General features: G+C 38.8%; 13 protein-coding genes. 8 read left to right on the forward strand and 5 right to left on the reverse strand.

From position 1 onward, the window contains the following. Positions 1-57: 57 nt before the first annotated feature. The 3 genes from QL995_RS03380 to QL995_RS03390 all read left to right on the forward strand — a co-directional run bounded on the left by QL995_RS03380 (position 58) and on the right by QL995_RS03390 (position 3,842). Positions 58-546: a GNAT family N-acetyltransferase gene (locus QL995_RS03380; RefSeq protein ID WP_290292758.1), complete on the forward strand. Its 489-nt coding sequence runs from the start codon at positions 58-60 to the stop codon at positions 544-546. Between the two features lie 119 nt (positions 547-665). Further along, positions 666-2,660 carry an ATP-binding protein gene (locus QL995_RS03385; RefSeq protein ID WP_010554311.1) on the forward strand — a complete coding sequence of 665 codons (1,995 nt, stop codon included), beginning with the start codon at positions 666-668 and terminating at the stop codon, positions 2,658-2,660. A gap of 54 nt (positions 2,661-2,714) precedes the next feature. Next, a complete protein-coding gene (locus tag QL995_RS03390; protein ID WP_010554312.1) occupies positions 2,715-3,842 on the forward strand; it encodes a response regulator in 1,128 nt (375 codons plus the stop codon). A gap of 46 nt (positions 3,843-3,888) precedes the next feature. Here QL995_RS03390 and queG read toward each other — a convergent pair whose 3' ends face one another. The 4 genes from queG to QL995_RS03410 form a co-directional block, all read right to left on the reverse strand. Continuing rightward, positions 3,889-5,022: a tRNA epoxyqueuosine(34) reductase QueG gene (queG, locus tag QL995_RS03395; RefSeq protein ID WP_007579922.1), complete on the reverse strand. Its 1,134-nt coding sequence runs from the start codon at positions 5,020-5,022 to the stop codon at positions 3,889-3,891. Positions 5,023-5,088: 66 nt separating this feature from the next. After that, positions 5,089-6,309: a methyl-accepting chemotaxis protein gene (locus tag QL995_RS03400; protein WP_169044159.1), complete on the reverse strand. Its 1,221-nt coding sequence runs from the start codon at positions 6,307-6,309 to the stop codon at positions 5,089-5,091. A 45-nt stretch (positions 6,310-6,354) separates the two neighbouring features. Further along, a complete protein-coding gene (locus QL995_RS03405) occupies positions 6,355-7,059 on the reverse strand; it encodes a glycerophosphodiester phosphodiesterase family protein (RefSeq protein ID WP_290292771.1) in 705 nt (234 codons plus the stop codon). Then, positions 7,056-7,922: a DMT family transporter gene (locus QL995_RS03410; protein WP_290292774.1), complete on the reverse strand. Its 867-nt coding sequence runs from the start codon at positions 7,920-7,922 to the stop codon at positions 7,056-7,058. The genes QL995_RS03405 and QL995_RS03410 overlap by 4 nt, the downstream gene beginning before the upstream one ends. Positions 7,923-8,249: 327 nt before the next feature. Here QL995_RS03410 and QL995_RS03415 point away from each other — a divergent pair, with 327 nt between their 5' ends. The 5 genes from QL995_RS03415 (at position 8,250) to rlmB (ending at position 14,443) form a co-directional block, all read left to right on the forward strand. Next, positions 8,250-9,353 (forward strand): sensor histidine kinase, encoded by a 1,104-nt coding sequence (locus QL995_RS03415; protein ID WP_290292777.1) that lies wholly within the window; start codon positions 8,250-8,252, stop codon positions 9,351-9,353. Beyond that, the gene (locus QL995_RS03420) at positions 9,350-9,964 is read left to right on the forward strand and encodes a response regulator transcription factor (RefSeq protein ID WP_010554318.1); all 615 of its coding nucleotides are present in this window, start codon (positions 9,350-9,352) and stop codon (positions 9,962-9,964) included. Before QL995_RS03415 ends, QL995_RS03420 begins: the two co-directional genes overlap by 4 nt. 100 nt (positions 9,965-10,064) lie before the next feature. Continuing rightward, positions 10,065-10,802, forward strand: coding sequence for an enoyl-CoA hydratase/isomerase family protein (locus QL995_RS03425; RefSeq protein ID WP_290292782.1), 738 nt, complete (start codon positions 10,065-10,067; stop codon positions 10,800-10,802). 405 nt (positions 10,803-11,207) lie between these two features. Further along, positions 11,208-13,703, forward strand: a complete 2,496-nt coding sequence (gene rnr / locus QL995_RS03430) for a ribonuclease R (RefSeq protein WP_197236754.1) — start codon at positions 11,208-11,210, stop codon at positions 13,701-13,703. Beyond that, complete coding sequence (gene rlmB, locus QL995_RS03435) at positions 13,700-14,443, forward strand: 23S rRNA (guanosine(2251)-2'-O)-methyltransferase RlmB (RefSeq protein ID WP_007378377.1); 744 nt, start codon at positions 13,700-13,702, stop codon at positions 14,441-14,443. Before rnr ends, rlmB begins: the two co-directional genes overlap by 4 nt. 439 nt (positions 14,444-14,882) lie before the next feature. Here the strand turns inward: rlmB and QL995_RS03440 are convergent, their stop codons facing one another. Continuing rightward, on the reverse strand, positions 14,883-17,039 hold the full coding sequence (locus QL995_RS03440; RefSeq protein WP_290292789.1) for a TonB-dependent receptor: 2,157 nt from the start codon (positions 17,037-17,039) through the stop codon (positions 14,883-14,885). Between the last annotated feature and the right edge of the window lie 157 nt (positions 17,040-17,196).

Consider the following 17,196-nt stretch of genomic DNA (forward strand, 5'->3'; position numbering starts at 1 on the left):
TTTGATTGGATAATCATACGCTAATATGGAACAAATTGATCAACCCTCTAATGACCTATGACAATCCGTTTAGCAACTATTAATGATCTTAATGAAATTGTAGCCATTTACAACGAAACTATTGCAGGGCGAATGGTAACTGCAGATACGCAAGAAGTGAGCGTTGACGAAAAGCGTGACTGGTTTAATAGCCACAACGATAAAAGGCCTATTTACGTTTACTGCGAAAATAACCAAGTACTTGCTTGGGTAAGTTATAAATCGTTTTATGGGCGCCCAGCTTACGACGGCACAGTAGAAATGAGCATTTACATTACCAGTAAAGCGCAAGGTAAAGGGCTTGGTAAAAAGCTAATGATATTTGCTCAAACACAAGCTAAGCAATTAAATATTAAAGTATTACTCGGCTTTATTTTTAGTCATAACTTACCGAGTGTTAAATTGTTTAAGCATTTTGATTTTGCAATATGGGGTGAGTTGCCAAGCGTTGCCGTAATGGATGATAAGGCGTATAGCCTTACTATTTTTGGAAAACATCTGGAATAAATTATTTTTCATAATGTTGTAATATTTTTTTACAAAATAAGACGAAGGGTTTATGCCAATTAAATAAAAATAGTCTACGCTATTAACATATTAAGTTTATTAATTTGAAGTGTAGCTTGATGATTCGAAAAATATTAATTGTTGATAGTAGCAGTGTCATCGCAATGCGTGTGAAAGTGCTTTTAGAATTAATAGGATGTGAAGTCGAATTAATTCATTTCAGCATGCTAGACATGTATACCAATATAGGCGACTACGACTTAGTTGTTGTTGCCCATGGTGTGCCTGTTGATTCTATAAAACCGCTTGTTAGCCAAGTAGCGCAAGAGCGTTTTATGCTGCTTGCTCCAAAAGCAGAAAGTGGTGAGCAACTAACTGCGTTTAGTGAGCTAAATCATGTTGCGCCTGACGCAACCGTGATCTACCCGTTTTTTTCTAATAAAGAAATTACTTCTCTTTTAGAGAGCTTACTAGAATTAGGCTCTAATCATATTTTGCAATTACCCGCTATTTTACTCGTCGATCATGTTCCTGAGCGCCTCGAAAAAATGAAAAACAGCTTGATAGGTGCTCATATCGAGACCCATACAGCAACCACCTCTGCAGAAGCTTTAGAAATTACGAAAGAAAAGCAAATCGATATACTGATAAGTGATTTTGTTTTAGATGACGGAACCGGTTTAGAAATTTTTTCAAACTTAAAAATAATGCAACCACATTGCCGTTGCTTATTATTTACCTCACGTCCCGATCAAGTTTCAATGATTGAAGCTATTCGTCAAGGTGTAGAAGACGTACTTATTAAGCCATTGAACGACAGCTCATTATTACAATCAATACATAAACTGTGGCAAACAGAGCTATTAAAACGCCATAACGCAGAACTCGTCGAAAGGCTACAAGATACAGTTGATGCCCTGATTGAAAAAGACAGCCTACTTCAGGTTATTTATAAGCATACGCCCGATGCAATTATGTTGTTTGAGAAATGCGGTAGAGTGATAGAAGCTAATGATGCTTGTTTAAAACTATTTAACTTACCGTTTAACGAACTAGAAGGTAAATCAGTATTTAGCTTTTTAGATGATGATTCAACGTTAGGTATTAAAAATAAAATTTCGACATTAAATAGTAATCGCCAATTTAGCTGCGACTTACGTTTATCTAAAACTGCAGGGGGCTATATACCGTTAGTGGGATCTTTTAATGAGATAGATCACCATGGCGAAATAGCACTTGCCGTAATATTTAAAAATGTAACTCACCTCAAGCAAAAAGAAGATTTACTACTTGAAGCAAAAGATATCCTTGAAGAGCAAGTAAGAGCGCGTACTTCACAACTCGAGCACGCTAAAAACGTCGCTGAGGCTGCAAACTTAAGTAAATCAGAATTTTTAGCAAACATGTCGCATGAACTTCGAACACCTATGCACTCTATTTTAAGCTTTTCACGTTTTGGTTTAAGCAAACTAGAAACTGGAGATTTTGCAAAAGAGAAACTCATTAAATACCTATCGCGAATAGAGAGTAGTGGTGAGCGTTTACTGTCGTTACTAAATAATTTACTCGACCTATCTAAGCTAGATGTGGGTAAGTTTCCATTTAATCCTCGTCCATATAATTTAGCGAACATTATAAAAACAAGTATTGATGATGTATCTGGTACGGCAATGGAAAAAGAAATTGAGGTTGTATTTACCGCGCAGCCATTACCTGTAATTGCGCAATGTGATGAAGAGCAAATAAATCAGTTACTTCGAAACGTATTAGGTAATGCACTTAAATTTAGCGAACCCAAAAGTAAAATACGGGTAAATTTAGAGTCAGATAATAAGCTTGCTACTATAGAGGTTACCGATAATGGGGTCGGTATACCAGAAGATGAGCTGGAACATATTTTTACTAAGTTTGTACAAAGCAGCAAAACAAATAGCGGTGCCGGTGGTACCGGATTGGGCCTTGCATTGTGTAGAGAGTTTGTGTCTTTACATCAAGGTGAGATCACTGCACGTAACAACGAAAATGGTGGTGCAACTATATCTATACAGGTGCCATTAGAAATAAATCTAGATGATCATTTGGCTGAAGATCAATTAATACAACACAGTAATTAATTGTTTTTTGGCAAGCCAAGTAACTTTTTTGAGAATTTGAATGGATGATAAATTATGGCCTTAACTAAAATACTTGCCGTTGATGACGAACCCTTTAACCTTGAAATTATTGAGGAAATTTTAGAGGAGCTTGATTTTGAATTACAAGTAGCAACGAGTGGTCCTGAGTGTTTAAACATGGTTGAAGGCTATATGCCTCAGGTTATATTGCTCGACGTAAGTATGCCGCAAATGAACGGCTATGAAGTATGTAAGGCACTTAAAGCAAACCCAAATACAGCACACATTATTGTTATGTTTGTGTCTGCTCGTGGCACAGTTGAAGAACGCATGGAAGGCTACTCAGTTGGTGCAGAAGACTATATTGTAAAACCCTTTGGCCATGATGAACTTAAGTCAAAGCTTAAAAATTTAAACCAAGTACTTGTTGAAAAACAAAGCCTTGAAAAGCAAGTTGAAGATGCTACATCAACTGCATTTAATGCCATGGCTAACAGCAGTGAAATGGGGCAGATAGTTAACTACGTTGAAAACATAGGCTTTATTAATGACCCTCAAGAGCTAGGTAAAGCGCTTATAGATTGCCTACAATCTTTTGATTTGCAAAGTAATATTGAGTTTAGAGAGAACGATGAAATTAGTCACTTTGCATTAAGTGGCGTGTGTTCACCTATTGTGGTGGAGCTATTTGAAATGCTTAAAAACAAAGGGCGTTTACATGAATTTTCGCATCGAATTTTAGTTAATTATGAATTGATTAGCTTACTTATTTTAAATATGCCCGATCATGACCCTGATAAGCATGGGCGTATACGCGACCACGTATGTTTTATTGTCAGTGTTACCGAGCAGCAGCTACGCGCCATCATGACTAAGAAAATGCTTGAATCACAACAAGCAAAACTTAATGCCGTAGCAAGTACAGTTCACAGTAAGTTTCATGGCTTAATTAGCTTATTGAATGACAACCGTCAAAACAACGAAAAAGTGTTTAAACAGTTACAAGAAGAGCTCGAAGAACGTATCCCATCAATGGGATTAGATGAAGATCAGGAGGTGTTTATTTATAAAAAAGTAGATGAAACTATCCAAAACTCAGTGGCCAGAGAGGAGTCTGTTAAAAAGGTAAAAGCAGCTTTTGCTGAAATTGAACAAGACCTGTCATTGCTTTTAAAGAGCTAAATATACTTAATCAAATAATGTTACTTTAAGGCTTACTCCAACTGCATTATGCATCTCTGGGTAAGCCTTTTTCTACGATTCTGATTAACCTAGCCGTTTTACGAATTTGTAATCGTTGTTTATCGTTTTGTTGAGCAAGCGCCCATTCAATATGTTCTAAAACAAGCTCGCTGCATATTTGGCTTTTATCTTGTAAGGCATGAATAATAGCCGGGCTAAACTCTGCATTACCTAAACCGACCGCTATATTACGTAACCAACGTTCGTGACCTATGCGGCGAATAGGGCTGCCTTCGGTATTTTTTAAAAATGTAGGCTCATCCCAAGCAAATAGCTCAAGTAAATCTTTATTTTTTAATTGAGTACGAGGATGAAAGTCATTTTCATCCGTTATTTGTCCATAACGATTCCAAGGGCATACCAACTGGCAATCATCACAACCATATATACGGTTGCCTAATAAAGTTCGGTATTGTTCGGGTATGGGGCCTTGGTGTTCTATCGTTAAGTACGATATGCATTTACGTGCATCAACGACGTAAGGCTCTACAATTGCACCTGTTGGGCAAAGAGTAATACAAGCAACACATTTACCGCAGCCTTCAAACGTATTCTCTGCATCTATTGGTAGGGGTAAATCAATAAATAGCTCGCCTAAAAAAAACCACGATCCTGCTTCTTGATTAATTAATAACGAATGCTTACCACGCCACCCTAAACCGGCTTTTTCGGCAAGTTGACGCTCAAGTACCGGGGCTGAATCTACAAAGGGCCTAAAGCCATATTCGCCAATTTCTTGCTCTATTTTTTGGCCAAGTTTTTTTAAACGATTACGCATTAATTTATGGTAATCACGACCCAGTGCATAACGACTTATGTATGCTTTTTCTTTATTTTTTAAGGTTTTTGCAAAGCCAGCATCGGGAGGGAGATAATTCATTTTTACGGATATAACACGCTGTGTACCAGGTACTAATTCAGCAGGGCGAGCGCGTTTCATACCGTGAGCAGCCATATAATCCATCGAGCCGTGGTAGCCAGCATCAAGCCAGCGTTGCAATTGGGCTTCGTGCTTAGATAGGTCAATATCAGTAATACCTACTTCGCTAAAACCAAGCTCTTGCCCCCAGGTTTTTATTTGTAGGGCTAATTTTTCATAGTCTGGGGTAGGGTTGCTCACACACTTCACACACTTAAATTAATAGCTGCGTAATTTACCATATTTCTCTGAGCCCGAAAACGCTTCTTAGCGCACGAAGCGCTTTAACTGTTGTTGGGTCTGTAAGCTTAACTGTTGAGATTGCTCGCTATCGGCTAATGCCGTATCTATTTGCTGTTTAGCTTGCTCACCTAAAGCTACTATTTGCTCTACCGATTGGTGAGTATTAGTTTGAGTGCCCTCAAGCATATGTACAGCACTGGCTATTTGTTGTAGTTGCTGTTGGTTGTGCTCAAACTCACTAAGCATTTTTGTAAAACCCTCACAGGTTGCACTAATTGAGCTTTGTGCATTATTGGAGTGAGTCATTAATTGCTCTGACTCTTTATTTGTTTCATTTACTAGCTCATTCATTTGAGTAATAAAGTCGCTTATTTGCCTAGTTGCGCCACTTACCTTTATTGAAAGTGTGCGTACTTCGTCTGCAACTACGGCAAACCCTCTGCCAGCTTCACCCGCTCTAGCTGCTTCTATTGCGGCGTTAAGGGCTAACAAATTAGTTTGATCAGAAAACTCTTCAACCATTTTTAAAATACTACGAATGTTTTCACTGTTCTCTTTAAGTCCCGCAATTGTATTTGAAAAGCTACCTAGCATATTAGTAATAAGTTTAACCTGCTTTACTAAGGCAGCGAGCTCTGATGCAGATAGTTTTACAAAGTTAAGGTGTTCATTATTAACGTTATGCACGCTATCTGTATTATTTACTATGTTTTGTAAGCTTTGGGTTATTTGCATACTGGCATTAATAATACTGTGGCTTAACTGTATTTGTTGCTCACTTGATTGCTCAGTATTTTTCATCGATTCAGTGACTTGTATATTACTGTGTGCACTAGCTTGAGCACTGTTATATGTTGTGCTGAGTAACTCACTTAAATGGGCAGTAAATATATTATATTGTGAACTTAAATCTTTAAATTCGTCATACGAAAAGTGGGGAAGTTTTGCTGCTAAATTTGCATCTTGTTGGTTTATTTTTATCAAAGTATCGCGCATAGCAGTAACAGGGCGAACAATTAAAAAACGCATATAAAAAAGAGTAAAAATAAAACCAGATATAATAACAAGCGTAAGAAGCCAAAATAGCCCTGTACTTTGCTGTTGTTCGCTTAAGCTCTGATGCAGCCAAAATAACGTAATTGCTTGGAACAATAATACAAAACTTAAATTACCGACTATTTTACGTGTTAACGTAAAAAAGAATGTTTGCTCTATATAGTTATAAATTTTCATAAAACTACTCATTATGCTTAAGCCCTACGATTCTTATTTTAGTTAGGGAGGTGTAAGTTAGCTTTTTTGTAACGATAACAAGTAAGCTTTGGTTCGCGCTGGGTAATTTGTAAAAATTCCGTCTATGCCATACTCAAGCATTCGCGCTATATCTTGTTCTCTATCGACCGTATAAGCATAAATCTTTAAGCCTCTTTTTTTTGCATCATCGGCAAAAGCCTTATTTATAAAGGTTTTATCTGCATGTACGCTATAAGCGTTTAAATCACTTGCAAACTTTGCATAGTTAATTGGAATAGAAGAAGTAAGGGCGCCTATTTTAAGCCATGGTAGCTTGCTTTTAAGCCACTGTAGTTGATGATGATCAAACGATGATACTAAAATATTGGCTTTCGATATTTTGTTAGCCTCAATGTTTTGTTCTAGTTGAGCCACAAACCTTTCTAGTTCAAATGTATGTTTAAGCTCAATATTTAATAAAGATTTATTGTTATTCCAATCAAACAACTGTTGAAGAGTGGGAATTTTTTCACCATTTCCAGCATCAAGTTTAGATAGTTCATGTGCCGTAAAGTTACTCACCCTACCTTTACCGCTGGTGGTTCTATCGAGCCATGAGTCGTGTATTACCATGTAATCATCTAAGGAACTTTGAATATCTACTTCAATACCATCAACACCTACTTTTAATGCTTCTAAAATAGCGCTTTTGGTGTTTTCAGGAAAATCCCCACTGGCACCACGGTGTGCAAATACTTTCATTGTCGAGCCTTTTTAGTGATTGACCACGTTTCAAAACAAGCGGCACTAACAATAAGTGCTCCACCAACTAACGTCATAACAGTAGGACGTTCATGAATAATTACTATAGCCAGTATGGTGCCATAAAGTGGTTGCAAGCAAGAAATTAACCCCGCAGTTGCCGCTGATAAATGCTTTAAACTTGCTGCAAATAATGAATGAGGTGTAGCCGTAAAAATAACACCCGCTATGGCAATTAAAATTAGGTCGTGATGACTAACCTCATATACCGGCACTTCTATAAATGCGCACAGCATAATGCTTGCCACTAAGGTTTGATAAAACATAGTTTGCGGGCCACCATATTGGCTAAAGTAGCGCTTATGGGTAATGTTTCTGATTGAAAAAAACAATGCCGATATAACACCTGTTATTACACCTAAGGTCACATCGTCGCCTAAATTTGCACTTGGTACTAACAGGTAAATACCTAAAACAACCACCGCCGCACTTATTATATCTTTTGCTTTTGGCCTGCTTTTATTAAATAAGGGTTCTAAAAACACCGTCATTACGGGATAGCTAAAAAATGCCAGCATTCCAATAGTTATACCGGCCATTTGCATACCAGCAAAATAGGTAACCCAGTGAATACCCACCGCAACACCTAAAAATAACGCAATAAGGTAGTCTTTAGGTTTGTTGAGTTTAATTTGTTTTCTTTGAAAATACAGCATGGCTAAAATAGCCATTCCTGCAATTGCAGTTCTGTAAACGGTAATATCTAAAGCATTTAAACCAATAAGCTTGGCAAATAGAGCGGTTCCGCCAAAAAGTAATACCGCTATGTGCAAATAAATTAAACTTTGCTGCTGAGATTGCATTTAGTTTCCTTGTTGTACTTTTTGAACATATTAACATTGCTTAAAAATTCTTAAGATGAATTTTTTTATCGCATGACAAATGTCATAAAAGTTGATGACACTTCACACTCTTATTATTTTTATACGCTGGCATAGTTACCTTACTCAACAGGGGATAATTATGAATTCTTTAATTTTAATCAGCTTAACTATTAATGAAGTGCTAGAGGCGTTAAGTTTTACGATTACGTACGCAGATTGCTTTATGCTGGCGTGCATTTTTATGTTATTTATATTTATTAATAAAAATAGTCCTATAAGTAAAAATAATATGCCTGAGGTATTAGTATGAGCTCGCTTAACTCCTTTTCTCAACAAAGTGATAAAGGTTTTTGGAAATATGGGCATTTAATTTTTACAGGCTTTTATTTACTCCCACTAATAATTAATTTTGCGAGCTTTACTGCTAACCAAATAACGATGTCTTTAGCCTTTTATGTTGCTTTTATTCTTTTATATGTAAAAGCAATAAACTGCAAAAGTGCAGGGGTGACCAAGTTGTTTGTAGCCATGCTATTAATTTGTTTTTGCGCCACTTTTTACACCACTGGTACTCCTACTTTATTTGGCTTTGCAGCGTACGTAGCAGGCTATGCATACAGCTACCATCAAAGAATTTATGCTGCACTCGCGATTATATCTACGGTTTTATTAAGCGCATATATTGGTGATATAGGGAAGGTGCAATACTTTTTAGCCGTTGCTTTGATTTTATGTGCAGCCTTATTTAGTTACGGTATTGCAGCTAAAAGAGAGAGCCTGTACAAAAAACGTGAGCAAGAAAACGCTAACCAATTGGAGCAATTAGCAGCAATTGCTGAACGTGAACGGATAGCCCGCGACTTGCACGATATTTTAGGTCACTCATTATCATCTATTGCTTTAAAAGCTGAGCTTGCCAATAAATTAAACCAAGGTGAGCGTTACGCTCAAGCAAATAGCGAAATTGCACAAGTGGCAGATCTTGCAAGGCAGTTACTTAGTGATGTAAGAAGCGCCGTTAGTGATTTAAAACAGCTTAACCTTGTTAGCCAAGTAGCACAGTTAAAACAAAGATTAATAGAGCAAGACTTTAACGTTTCATTTAGTGTAGTTTTAAATACTCTACCCGCTAAAGTAGAGGGTATCGCCGGCCTTATAATTAAAGAAGCCGTTACCAACTTGCTACGCCATAGCAGCACAAAAAATTGCGAAATAAATATAGAACAAACAGCGCAGCAGCTACTCATTACCGTTATTGATCGAGCACCGTGCTCCACATTAAATTCGGGCAATGGCCTAAATGGTATTAAAGAGCGGGCAGAGCAACTCAATGGCAGTGCAACATTTACCTGTGGCGATATTTTTACTTTAAATGTAATGCTACCAATTTCAGCTAAGGATTTACAATGATCAGAGTGTATTTAGTGGAAGATCAAGCGCTTGTGCGCGACGCAGTAGCAGCATTGTTAGGACTCGATTTTAATATTGAGATTATTGGGCAAGCAAGTAACGGGCAAGATGCACTTAATGCAATTGAAGCGCTTGATAGTGATTTACATCCCGATATAATTTTAACCGATATAGAAATGCCAACTATGAATGGTATAGAGCTGAGTGAAAAAATAGCCGCTAAGTTCCCCGCTATAAAAATGGTTATTATGACCACATTCTCTCGTGCGGGTTATATTAGGCGAGCGCTTATAGCAGGTGTTAAAGGTTTTATTTTAAAAGAAGCACCCAGTGAAGAGCTAATAAATGCGCTTAAAAAAGTAATGCAGGGACAAAAAGTGATAGACCCAGAGCTTGCTATTAATGCATTGGACGACGCAGATCCACTTACCGATAAAGAACGCAAAGCGCTTAAACTTGCAAGCGACGGCCTTAAAACAAGCGACATAGCCAAGCAGTTATTTATAAGTGAAGGTACCACACGTAATTATTTATCAGATGCTATTGCTAAGCTAAACGCCACTAACCGTATAGATGCTGCACGTATAGCTAAACAAAAAGGATGGCTTTAAATAGTGGGTTTATAAATTATAAGCAAAGTATTACTATATTACTTATAAAAGTAACGAACAGCGCTTAAAATTAGCTTAAAAAGCGTTAAAAGAGGGTTTAATGGCAAATATAATAGAACTAACAACTAAAAATAACACCGCTATACTCACCATGAATACCGCTGAAAACCGTCACAATCCAGCGTTTTTGGCCGAGTTTAATTTACACCTTGACCACATTGAAGCAGATCAAAATATTAAATCAGTTATTTTAACGTCCTCGAGTGACAAAAACTGGTCATTGGGTATCGACCTTCAATGGATGTCCAATCCAAGTATTTTACCTGCTGCAATTTCTGACTTTATGATTCAAATAAGTGACTTGTTTGAGCGCATAGTTACTTTTCCTATGCCTATTATTGCTGCGTTAAACGGGCATACCTATGGCAATGGTTCGGTGCTTGCGTGTGCGTGCGATTTTAGATTTATGAAGTCAGATAAAGGCTTCTTTTGTTTTCCTGAAGTGGATGTGATGGTGCCGTTTGTACCGTCGATGTTTCCTATAATTAATAAAGCTATTTCGCAAACATTCTTTAATCGTTTAGCTATGTCAGGAGAGCGTGTTGGTGCACAGCAGTTGCTAGACAATAAAGTGGTTGAAGCTGTGTTTGCAAATAACGATGAACTACAAGCAGGTGTACTTGAGTTTGCCCAGCAGTTTAATAAAAACCGCTGGATTTACGCTCAAAATAAATCACAAATGAATAAGCAAATTTTGCTTACAATGAAAGAGGAAGACCCAAGCTTTATTGATAATATAAGCAAACTGCTCTGGAAAAACCTACAAAAAAATAAATAACCTGAACTCTGGTTAAGAGATTTACTAACGTATTGAATCATGGTGATATTTAAATTTATTTTCTCTAGCCAGAGATTTTCAGTGAAAACAAGGCGAATTTACGCGTCAATAGCTGGCCTATTGCAAGTATATTCAACGCTGTTAGCGCTGAAAATAGCTGCTCGAGATAGATTTATTATCCAGAGCTCAGGTTATAATAGCGCGAAAGGGTTTTAGCATAGCTACTAGATGACTAAACACTTTGTAGTTAAGGGGTCGTTAAGCCCCATTGCGCTAGATTTTTAAACTATACAGCAAGATAAACAGCAAGGTAAAAGTGCTTTCTTAAAAGTTTAATCGCTTTTACCTGTCTCATTATAACTATATGGGTTAAAATACCTACATAACCAACTAACAAGATAGTGAATGTCAAACCAAGATCCAAATCTCAGTCGAGAACAAGAAAAGTACGAAAACCCAGTCCCTAGTCGTGAGTTTATACTTACTCACCTTCAAGAGCGTTCAAAGCCTGCTAACTACGCGCAATTATGTGAAGAACTAGCAGTAAACGATGACGAACGCCAAATAGCATTTAAACGCCGCCTTCGCGCTATGGAGCGTGACGGACAGCTGTATTTTAATAAATTTAAATGCTATGCCCTAATTGACGAAGCCGGTTTAACTAAAGGCAAAGTAATAGGCCACAGAGACGGTTTTGGCTTTTTAGAAGTTGAAGGCGAGAGTAAAGATTGGTTTATTGCCAAGCACCAAATGAATATGGTGTTACATGGCGACATTGTACTAGCTAAAGGCACTAAGCGTGGCTCTGGCTCAAAATGCGATGCACGTATTATAAAAGTGCTTACTAACGAGCGCGCGCCAATTGTTGGCCGTTACTTTGTAGAGCATGGTGTTGCCGTTGTGGTAGCTGAAGACCCGCGCATAACGCAAGATATAATGATTTTACCAGGCAACGAAAACGGTGCCCGCCATAACCAAATGGTGCAGGTTAAAATCACTCAAAATCCAAGCCGCAACATGAACGCGGTAGGTAAAATTATTGATGTACTTGGTGAGCATTTAGCCCCAGGTATGGAAATTGAAGTCGCACTTCGCAATCACGATATTCCACACGTATGGCCAGAAGAAGTTGAAGCACAAGTTGCTCACCTAGGTGAGTTTGTTGAAGACGCTGACAAACAAGGCCGCGTAGATTTACGTGACTTACCACTTGTAACCATTGATGGCGAAGACGCTCGCGACTTTGATGACGCCGTATATTGTGAGCCTAAAAAATCGGGTGGCTGGCGCTTATGGGTTGCCATTGCCGATGTATCGCATTACGTAGGAATGAACACGCCGCTTAACAAAGAAGCAATTTTGCGTGGTAACTCAGTGTATTTCCCTGAGCAAGTAATTCCGATGCTACCAAAAGTGCTTTCTAACGGATTATGTTCGCTTAATCCAAAAGTAGATCGCTTATGTATGGTTGCCGAAATGACCGTATCGAGCGCGGGTAAACTTTCGGGCTATAAGTTTTACGAAGCGATAATGAACTCGCATGCACGTTTAACTTACACCAAAGTAAATGCCATTTTACAAAACGACGAAAAACTACGCGAAGAATACTCAGCCGTAGTGCCACATTTAACTGACTTACAGCAAATGTATATGGCACTTAAAGCTGCACGCCAAGACCGTGGTGCCATTGAGTTTGAAACCCTAGAAACACGTTTTGTATTTAACGCTCAGCGTAAAATAGAATCAATAGTGCCTGTTATTCGTAACGATGCGCACAAACTAATTGAAGAATGTATGATTTTAGCCAACGTATCGGCGGCTAAAATTCTTGAAAAGCACGAAGCAAGCGCGCTTTATCGTGTGCATGACGAACCAGACAGCGAAAAACTAGGTAACTTTACTAAGTTTTTAGGCGAGTTAGGTATTCAAAGCACATTAAGCGACGAGCCAACACCAAAAGAAATAACCCAAGTATTAGCGCGACTAGGTGACCGCCCAGAAGCCGAGCTTATTCAAACTATGCTACTGCGTTCAATGAAACAAGCTGTATATCAGCCAGATAACATTGGTCACTTTGGTTTAGCGTTATCGGCTTATGCGCACTTTACATCGCCAATACGTCGTTACCCAGATTTAGTAGTACATCGTGCTATTAAAGCAGTTATAAAAGCACAAGGTCAGCAAACGTCTGGCGAATACGCTTATACCGACGACGAAGTTGATCAACTAGGTGAGCAGTGTTCTACCACAGAGCGCCGCGCCGATGATGCAACTCGCGAAGTAGCCGACTGGCTTAAATGTGAGTTTATGCAAGATCATGTAGGTGACGAGTTTGACGGTGTTATTTCATCGGTCACTAACTTTGGTTTGTTTATTCGTTTAGACGATTTACAAATTGATGGGCTTATTCATGTTACTAATTTAGGCGACGAATTTTTTGCACATGACGCTGCAAAACACACCCTAATAGGTGAGCACTCTCACAAAGTTTATCGCCTTGGCGATAAAGTAACAGTAAAAGTTGCGTCGGTTAGTTTAGACGATCGCCGTATCAACTTAACGCTTAAAGGCGATGTTGCACAAGACAGATACTCACGTCGTCGTGCGCCAAAAAAAGGTTCAGGTAAATCTGAGCATGCTCCAGCAAGTGTGCGTTCGCAATTAAAAGCAGGCAAAGTACCGGGTAAAAAGTCACACAGCGATGACAAACCAAAAGGTAAAAAAAAGCCAGCAAATAAAGATAAAGGCAAGCCTGCAAATAAGTCTGCAACTAAACCCGCAGATAAAAAAGCAGCAGACACTGCCGTAAAGAAAAAGCCGAAGAAGAAGGCAGTTAAAAAGCCTAAAAGAGCTGGCAAAAATGCCCGTAAAAGTACTAGCCCAGGAGCAGATAATACGTGAGTAATGAATTAATTTTTGGCTTTCACTCTGTTGAAGCAATTTTAGAAAGCGAGCCAGAGCGCTTTGTAGAAATTTACGCCCTTAAAGGTCGTGACGACAAACGCTCAACTCCGATTATTGATGAAGCACGTAAATTTGGTATTTCAGTACAGTTTATGCAGCGTAAAGCCCTTGATAGCAAATCAAAGGGTGAGCAGCATCAAGGTATTATTGCCAACGTAAAAGCAGCGCCAACGTTTAACGAAAAAGATCTTGATGCGATAATCGCGCGTGAAGACACACCGTTTTTACTTGTGCTTGATGGTATTACCGATCCGCATAACTTAGGCGCATGTCTACGTAGTGCAGACGCTGCAGGTGTTCACGCTATAATTGTACCTAAAGATCGCTCTGCCAAGCTTAACGGCACAGCACGTAAAGTAGCTTGTGGCGCAGCCGAAACAGTACCGCTAATTCAAGTGACTAACCTTGCACGTACGCTTCGCGAAATTAAAGATGCAGGCGTATGGGTTGTAGGCACTGCTGGCGAAACTGATAACCACGTATTTGATGCAAGCTTAACGGGGCCAATGGCTATTGTTATGGGCGCAGAAGGCGAGGGCATGCGACGCTTAACGCGTGAGCATTGCGATATGCTTGTTAAAATCCCAATGGCGGGTACTGTTTCAAGCTTAAACGTATCGGTAGCGACAGGTATTTGTTTGTTTGAAGTATTACGCCAACGTAACGCAAATAACTAATACCTAATAAATAATACCTAATTTAAATTGAGTATTAAAAAGCCGAGATTGAAATTCAATCTCGGCTTTTTTGTATCTGTAACTTACGCTTTTAACTTTGCACCAATTGTACTGAATTGATGCTCTATCATAGCGATAGGAAAATAACCCTATAGCAAGGCAAAAATAACGAAATATAGTTGTTCTTATATGAGTTATTTTTAACGCAGCTAGTGAACCATTTCTCCTATACAAAGCGCAGGTAAACGGTTTAATAACAAGTCAATAATTTAGATGTGTAGTGTTCTTACATAAAAAATTATTAACGCTGTTAGTGAACCATTTCTCCTATACAAAGCGCAGGTAAACGGTTTAATAACAAGGCAATAATTTAGATGTGTAGTGTTCTTACATAAAAAATTATTAACGCTGTTAGTGAACCGTTTAACCAGCTTTCAATTTAGAATGAGTAAGTGTAGCCCATCTGTACAGTACGCGGCTTACCTGGTTGAATGCCACCGTTTGAACGGTTAGCAACGTATGTTTTATCAAACAAGTTATCAACGCTTAGGTATACTTTTTGATTTTCATCGATTAAGTATTTAGCAGCTAAATCCCATACTACGCGGCTATCAATTGCGTTTAAGCCCGACTGCGTTAAGTTAGCATGCGCATCAGATACGTAACGTATTTGGCTGTTAACTACAAACGCAGAAAACTCAGCACCTAACGATAACGCTACTTGGTTTTCTGGTACGTAAGGCATTGCATCGCCTTTTTCTACCGTGCCCCAAATTTCTGAATCAAAATCGTTTTTAAACTCAGAGTCTGTGTAGGTATACGTTAATTTAACTGGGAACATAGCTGTATCAGTTGCAAACGTACGTGCTGCACTAAATTCAAAGCCCGCTACTTCTACTTCACCGTAGTTGTATTGGTCGCCAATGTTGTCGTCGCTACAACCAACCGCTGCAGTACAGTTACCGTGCATGTTGCTGTAGTCAGAGTAAAACGCAATTACTTCACCGCTAAAGCCATCCATATTAAAGCGAGAGCCAAACTCAATGTTTACACTTTCCTCTTCTTCTTGGTCAGCATTACCAGGTGCTGCTGGTGCATAACCTTTTTGAATGCCCGCAAGTAGCGTTACGTTTTCGTTAAGCGTGTAAGTAGCACCTAGTGACGGCACTAAAATTTCAGTGTCGTTCGACACATCTTTAGTTAAACCGTTGCTGCGTGTTGGATCTGATTTAGCCCACTCTTCACGCGTAATAGTAATGTCTTCATAACGAAGGCCTGCACTTACTACTAATGCATCAATTGTCCACTCGTCTTGAATAAACAATGTACTTGCTTCTGCGCTATCTACACGGTTGCTGTCAGAGCCCGGAACGCCTTGCTCTGTAAGCGTTAAGCTTAGGTCTTGATTAAGTGTGTATTTGTCTTCCCATTGAAAACGATCCATTTCGTCTTCGTGGTAACGTACGCCAACAGTCACATAGTGATCGCCTGCAGGAATATGTAATTCAGACTGAATACCTTTAGCTTGGTAATCGCGGTTATTAGCTTTAATACCAATACCTTCAATACCTTCGCTTGTCGGGTTTGCTTCAAATTCACTGTATTGCTCAAGGTAGCTTTCGCTTACTTTGCTGGCTTTATACCAGTTACGATGAAAATCGTTTAAGTAAGCCGTAGCTAAAAACTCATAGCCATCACCAAAACGGTACGCGTAGTTAAGTTGGTATGCGTTGTGGCGAGTATTCATTTCATCGTTTTGCGATGCAGCATAACGACGGTAAGGACTTTCTTGATAGTCTTCGTCAGTTAAGCCCATGTATGTTTCGTCTGATGTTTCGTCAGAGTACTTAATTTTTAGCTCAAGATTATGCGCATCGTTTTGACCAAACGTATGACCAAACTTTAATAGTAAATCTGTTTTTTCAAAGCCGGTGTTGTCATTACCTACTGGCAGCTCTTTAAAGCCATCTGCGCCGTAAGTAAATACTTCAATTAAGCCTGCTGTGTTGTTTTTTTCTTTACCGAAGTAAGCGTGACCTTTGTAGTAACCATCACCACCAAGGGCTGCATCTACCATACCTTTTGAGCTATTTGGCTCCGTAGGTAAGCTGCGCGAAAGTAAGTTTAAAACACCGCCCGTAGTACGCGGGCCATACTTAACTGATGCCGCGCCTTTTAATACTTCAATAGACTCCATACGACCCGTAGTAGGGAAGTAGTAAGCAGATGGTGCTGAATATGGTGCTGGTGCAACTAATACACCGTCTTCCATTACTGATATTTTATCGTTACGACCAGTACCTGTGCCGCGCATACCAATATTAGGACGAAGGCCGTAGCCGTCTTCTTCTTGCACGTAAACGCCCGGAACAGACGCTAAAACGCGAGAAATATCAGTAAATTTGAATTTTTGAAGTTCTTCATCAGAAATAAACGTAGCCGAACCAGGAATATCGTTAATTGCTTGTTCTGAGCCAATAACGGTAATTTGTTCAAAGCGTTGTTCTTTATTGCTGGTGTCTTTTGCTATTGCAGTAGCACTAAAAGACAAAGCAACCGCAGTTGCTAGGGTAGATACTAAAAACTTAGGGTTCATTGTGTTCCTAATCATGTCAATTATCTTAATTGGCGTAATTTGAACACGTTAACGAATACGAATCAATGTTATTAAGTATTTAATTATTCAGTTTAATAGAACTAAAAGCACCAGCTTACGCAACTTTGTTAACTAAATTGTTTCTTTTGTATTATCT

It is taken from the genome of Pseudoalteromonas sp. APC 3358, from assembly GCF_030408075.1.
In the GTDB taxonomy this organism is placed as follows: Bacteria; Pseudomonadota; Gammaproteobacteria; order Enterobacterales; family Alteromonadaceae; genus Pseudoalteromonas; species Pseudoalteromonas arctica.

Excerpts from the sequence above, each read along its gene's own strand:
- QL995_RS03380 (WP_290292758.1), top strand. The coding sequence starts at position 58 with ATGACAATCCGTTTAGCAACTATTAATGATCTTAATGAAATTGTAGCC.
- QL995_RS03385 (WP_010554311.1), top strand. The coding sequence starts at position 666 with ATGATTCGAAAAATATTAATTGTTGATAGTAGCAGTGTCATCGCAATG.
- QL995_RS03390 (WP_010554312.1), top strand. The coding sequence starts at position 2,715 with ATGGCCTTAACTAAAATACTTGCCGTTGATGACGAACCCTTTAACCTT.
- QL995_RS03400 (WP_169044159.1), bottom strand. The coding sequence starts at position 6,309 with ATGAGTAGTTTTATGAAAATTTATAACTATATAGAGCAAACATTCTTT.
- QL995_RS03405 (WP_290292771.1), bottom strand. The coding sequence starts at position 7,059 with ATGAAAGTATTTGCACACCGTGGTGCCAGTGGGGATTTTCCTGAAAAC.
- QL995_RS03410 (WP_290292774.1), bottom strand. The coding sequence starts at position 7,922 with ATGCAATCTCAGCAGCAAAGTTTAATTTATTTGCACATAGCGGTATTA.
- QL995_RS03415 (WP_290292777.1), top strand. The coding sequence starts at position 8,250 with ATGAGCTCGCTTAACTCCTTTTCTCAACAAAGTGATAAAGGTTTTTGG.
- QL995_RS03420 (WP_010554318.1), top strand. The coding sequence starts at position 9,350 with ATGATCAGAGTGTATTTAGTGGAAGATCAAGCGCTTGTGCGCGACGCA.
- QL995_RS03425 (WP_290292782.1), top strand. The coding sequence starts at position 10,065 with ATGGCAAATATAATAGAACTAACAACTAAAAATAACACCGCTATACTC.
- rnr (WP_197236754.1), top strand. The coding sequence starts at position 11,208 with ATGTCAAACCAAGATCCAAATCTCAGTCGAGAACAAGAAAAGTACGAA.
- QL995_RS03440 (WP_290292789.1), bottom strand. The coding sequence starts at position 17,039 with ATGAACCCTAAGTTTTTAGTATCTACCCTAGCAACTGCGGTTGCTTTG.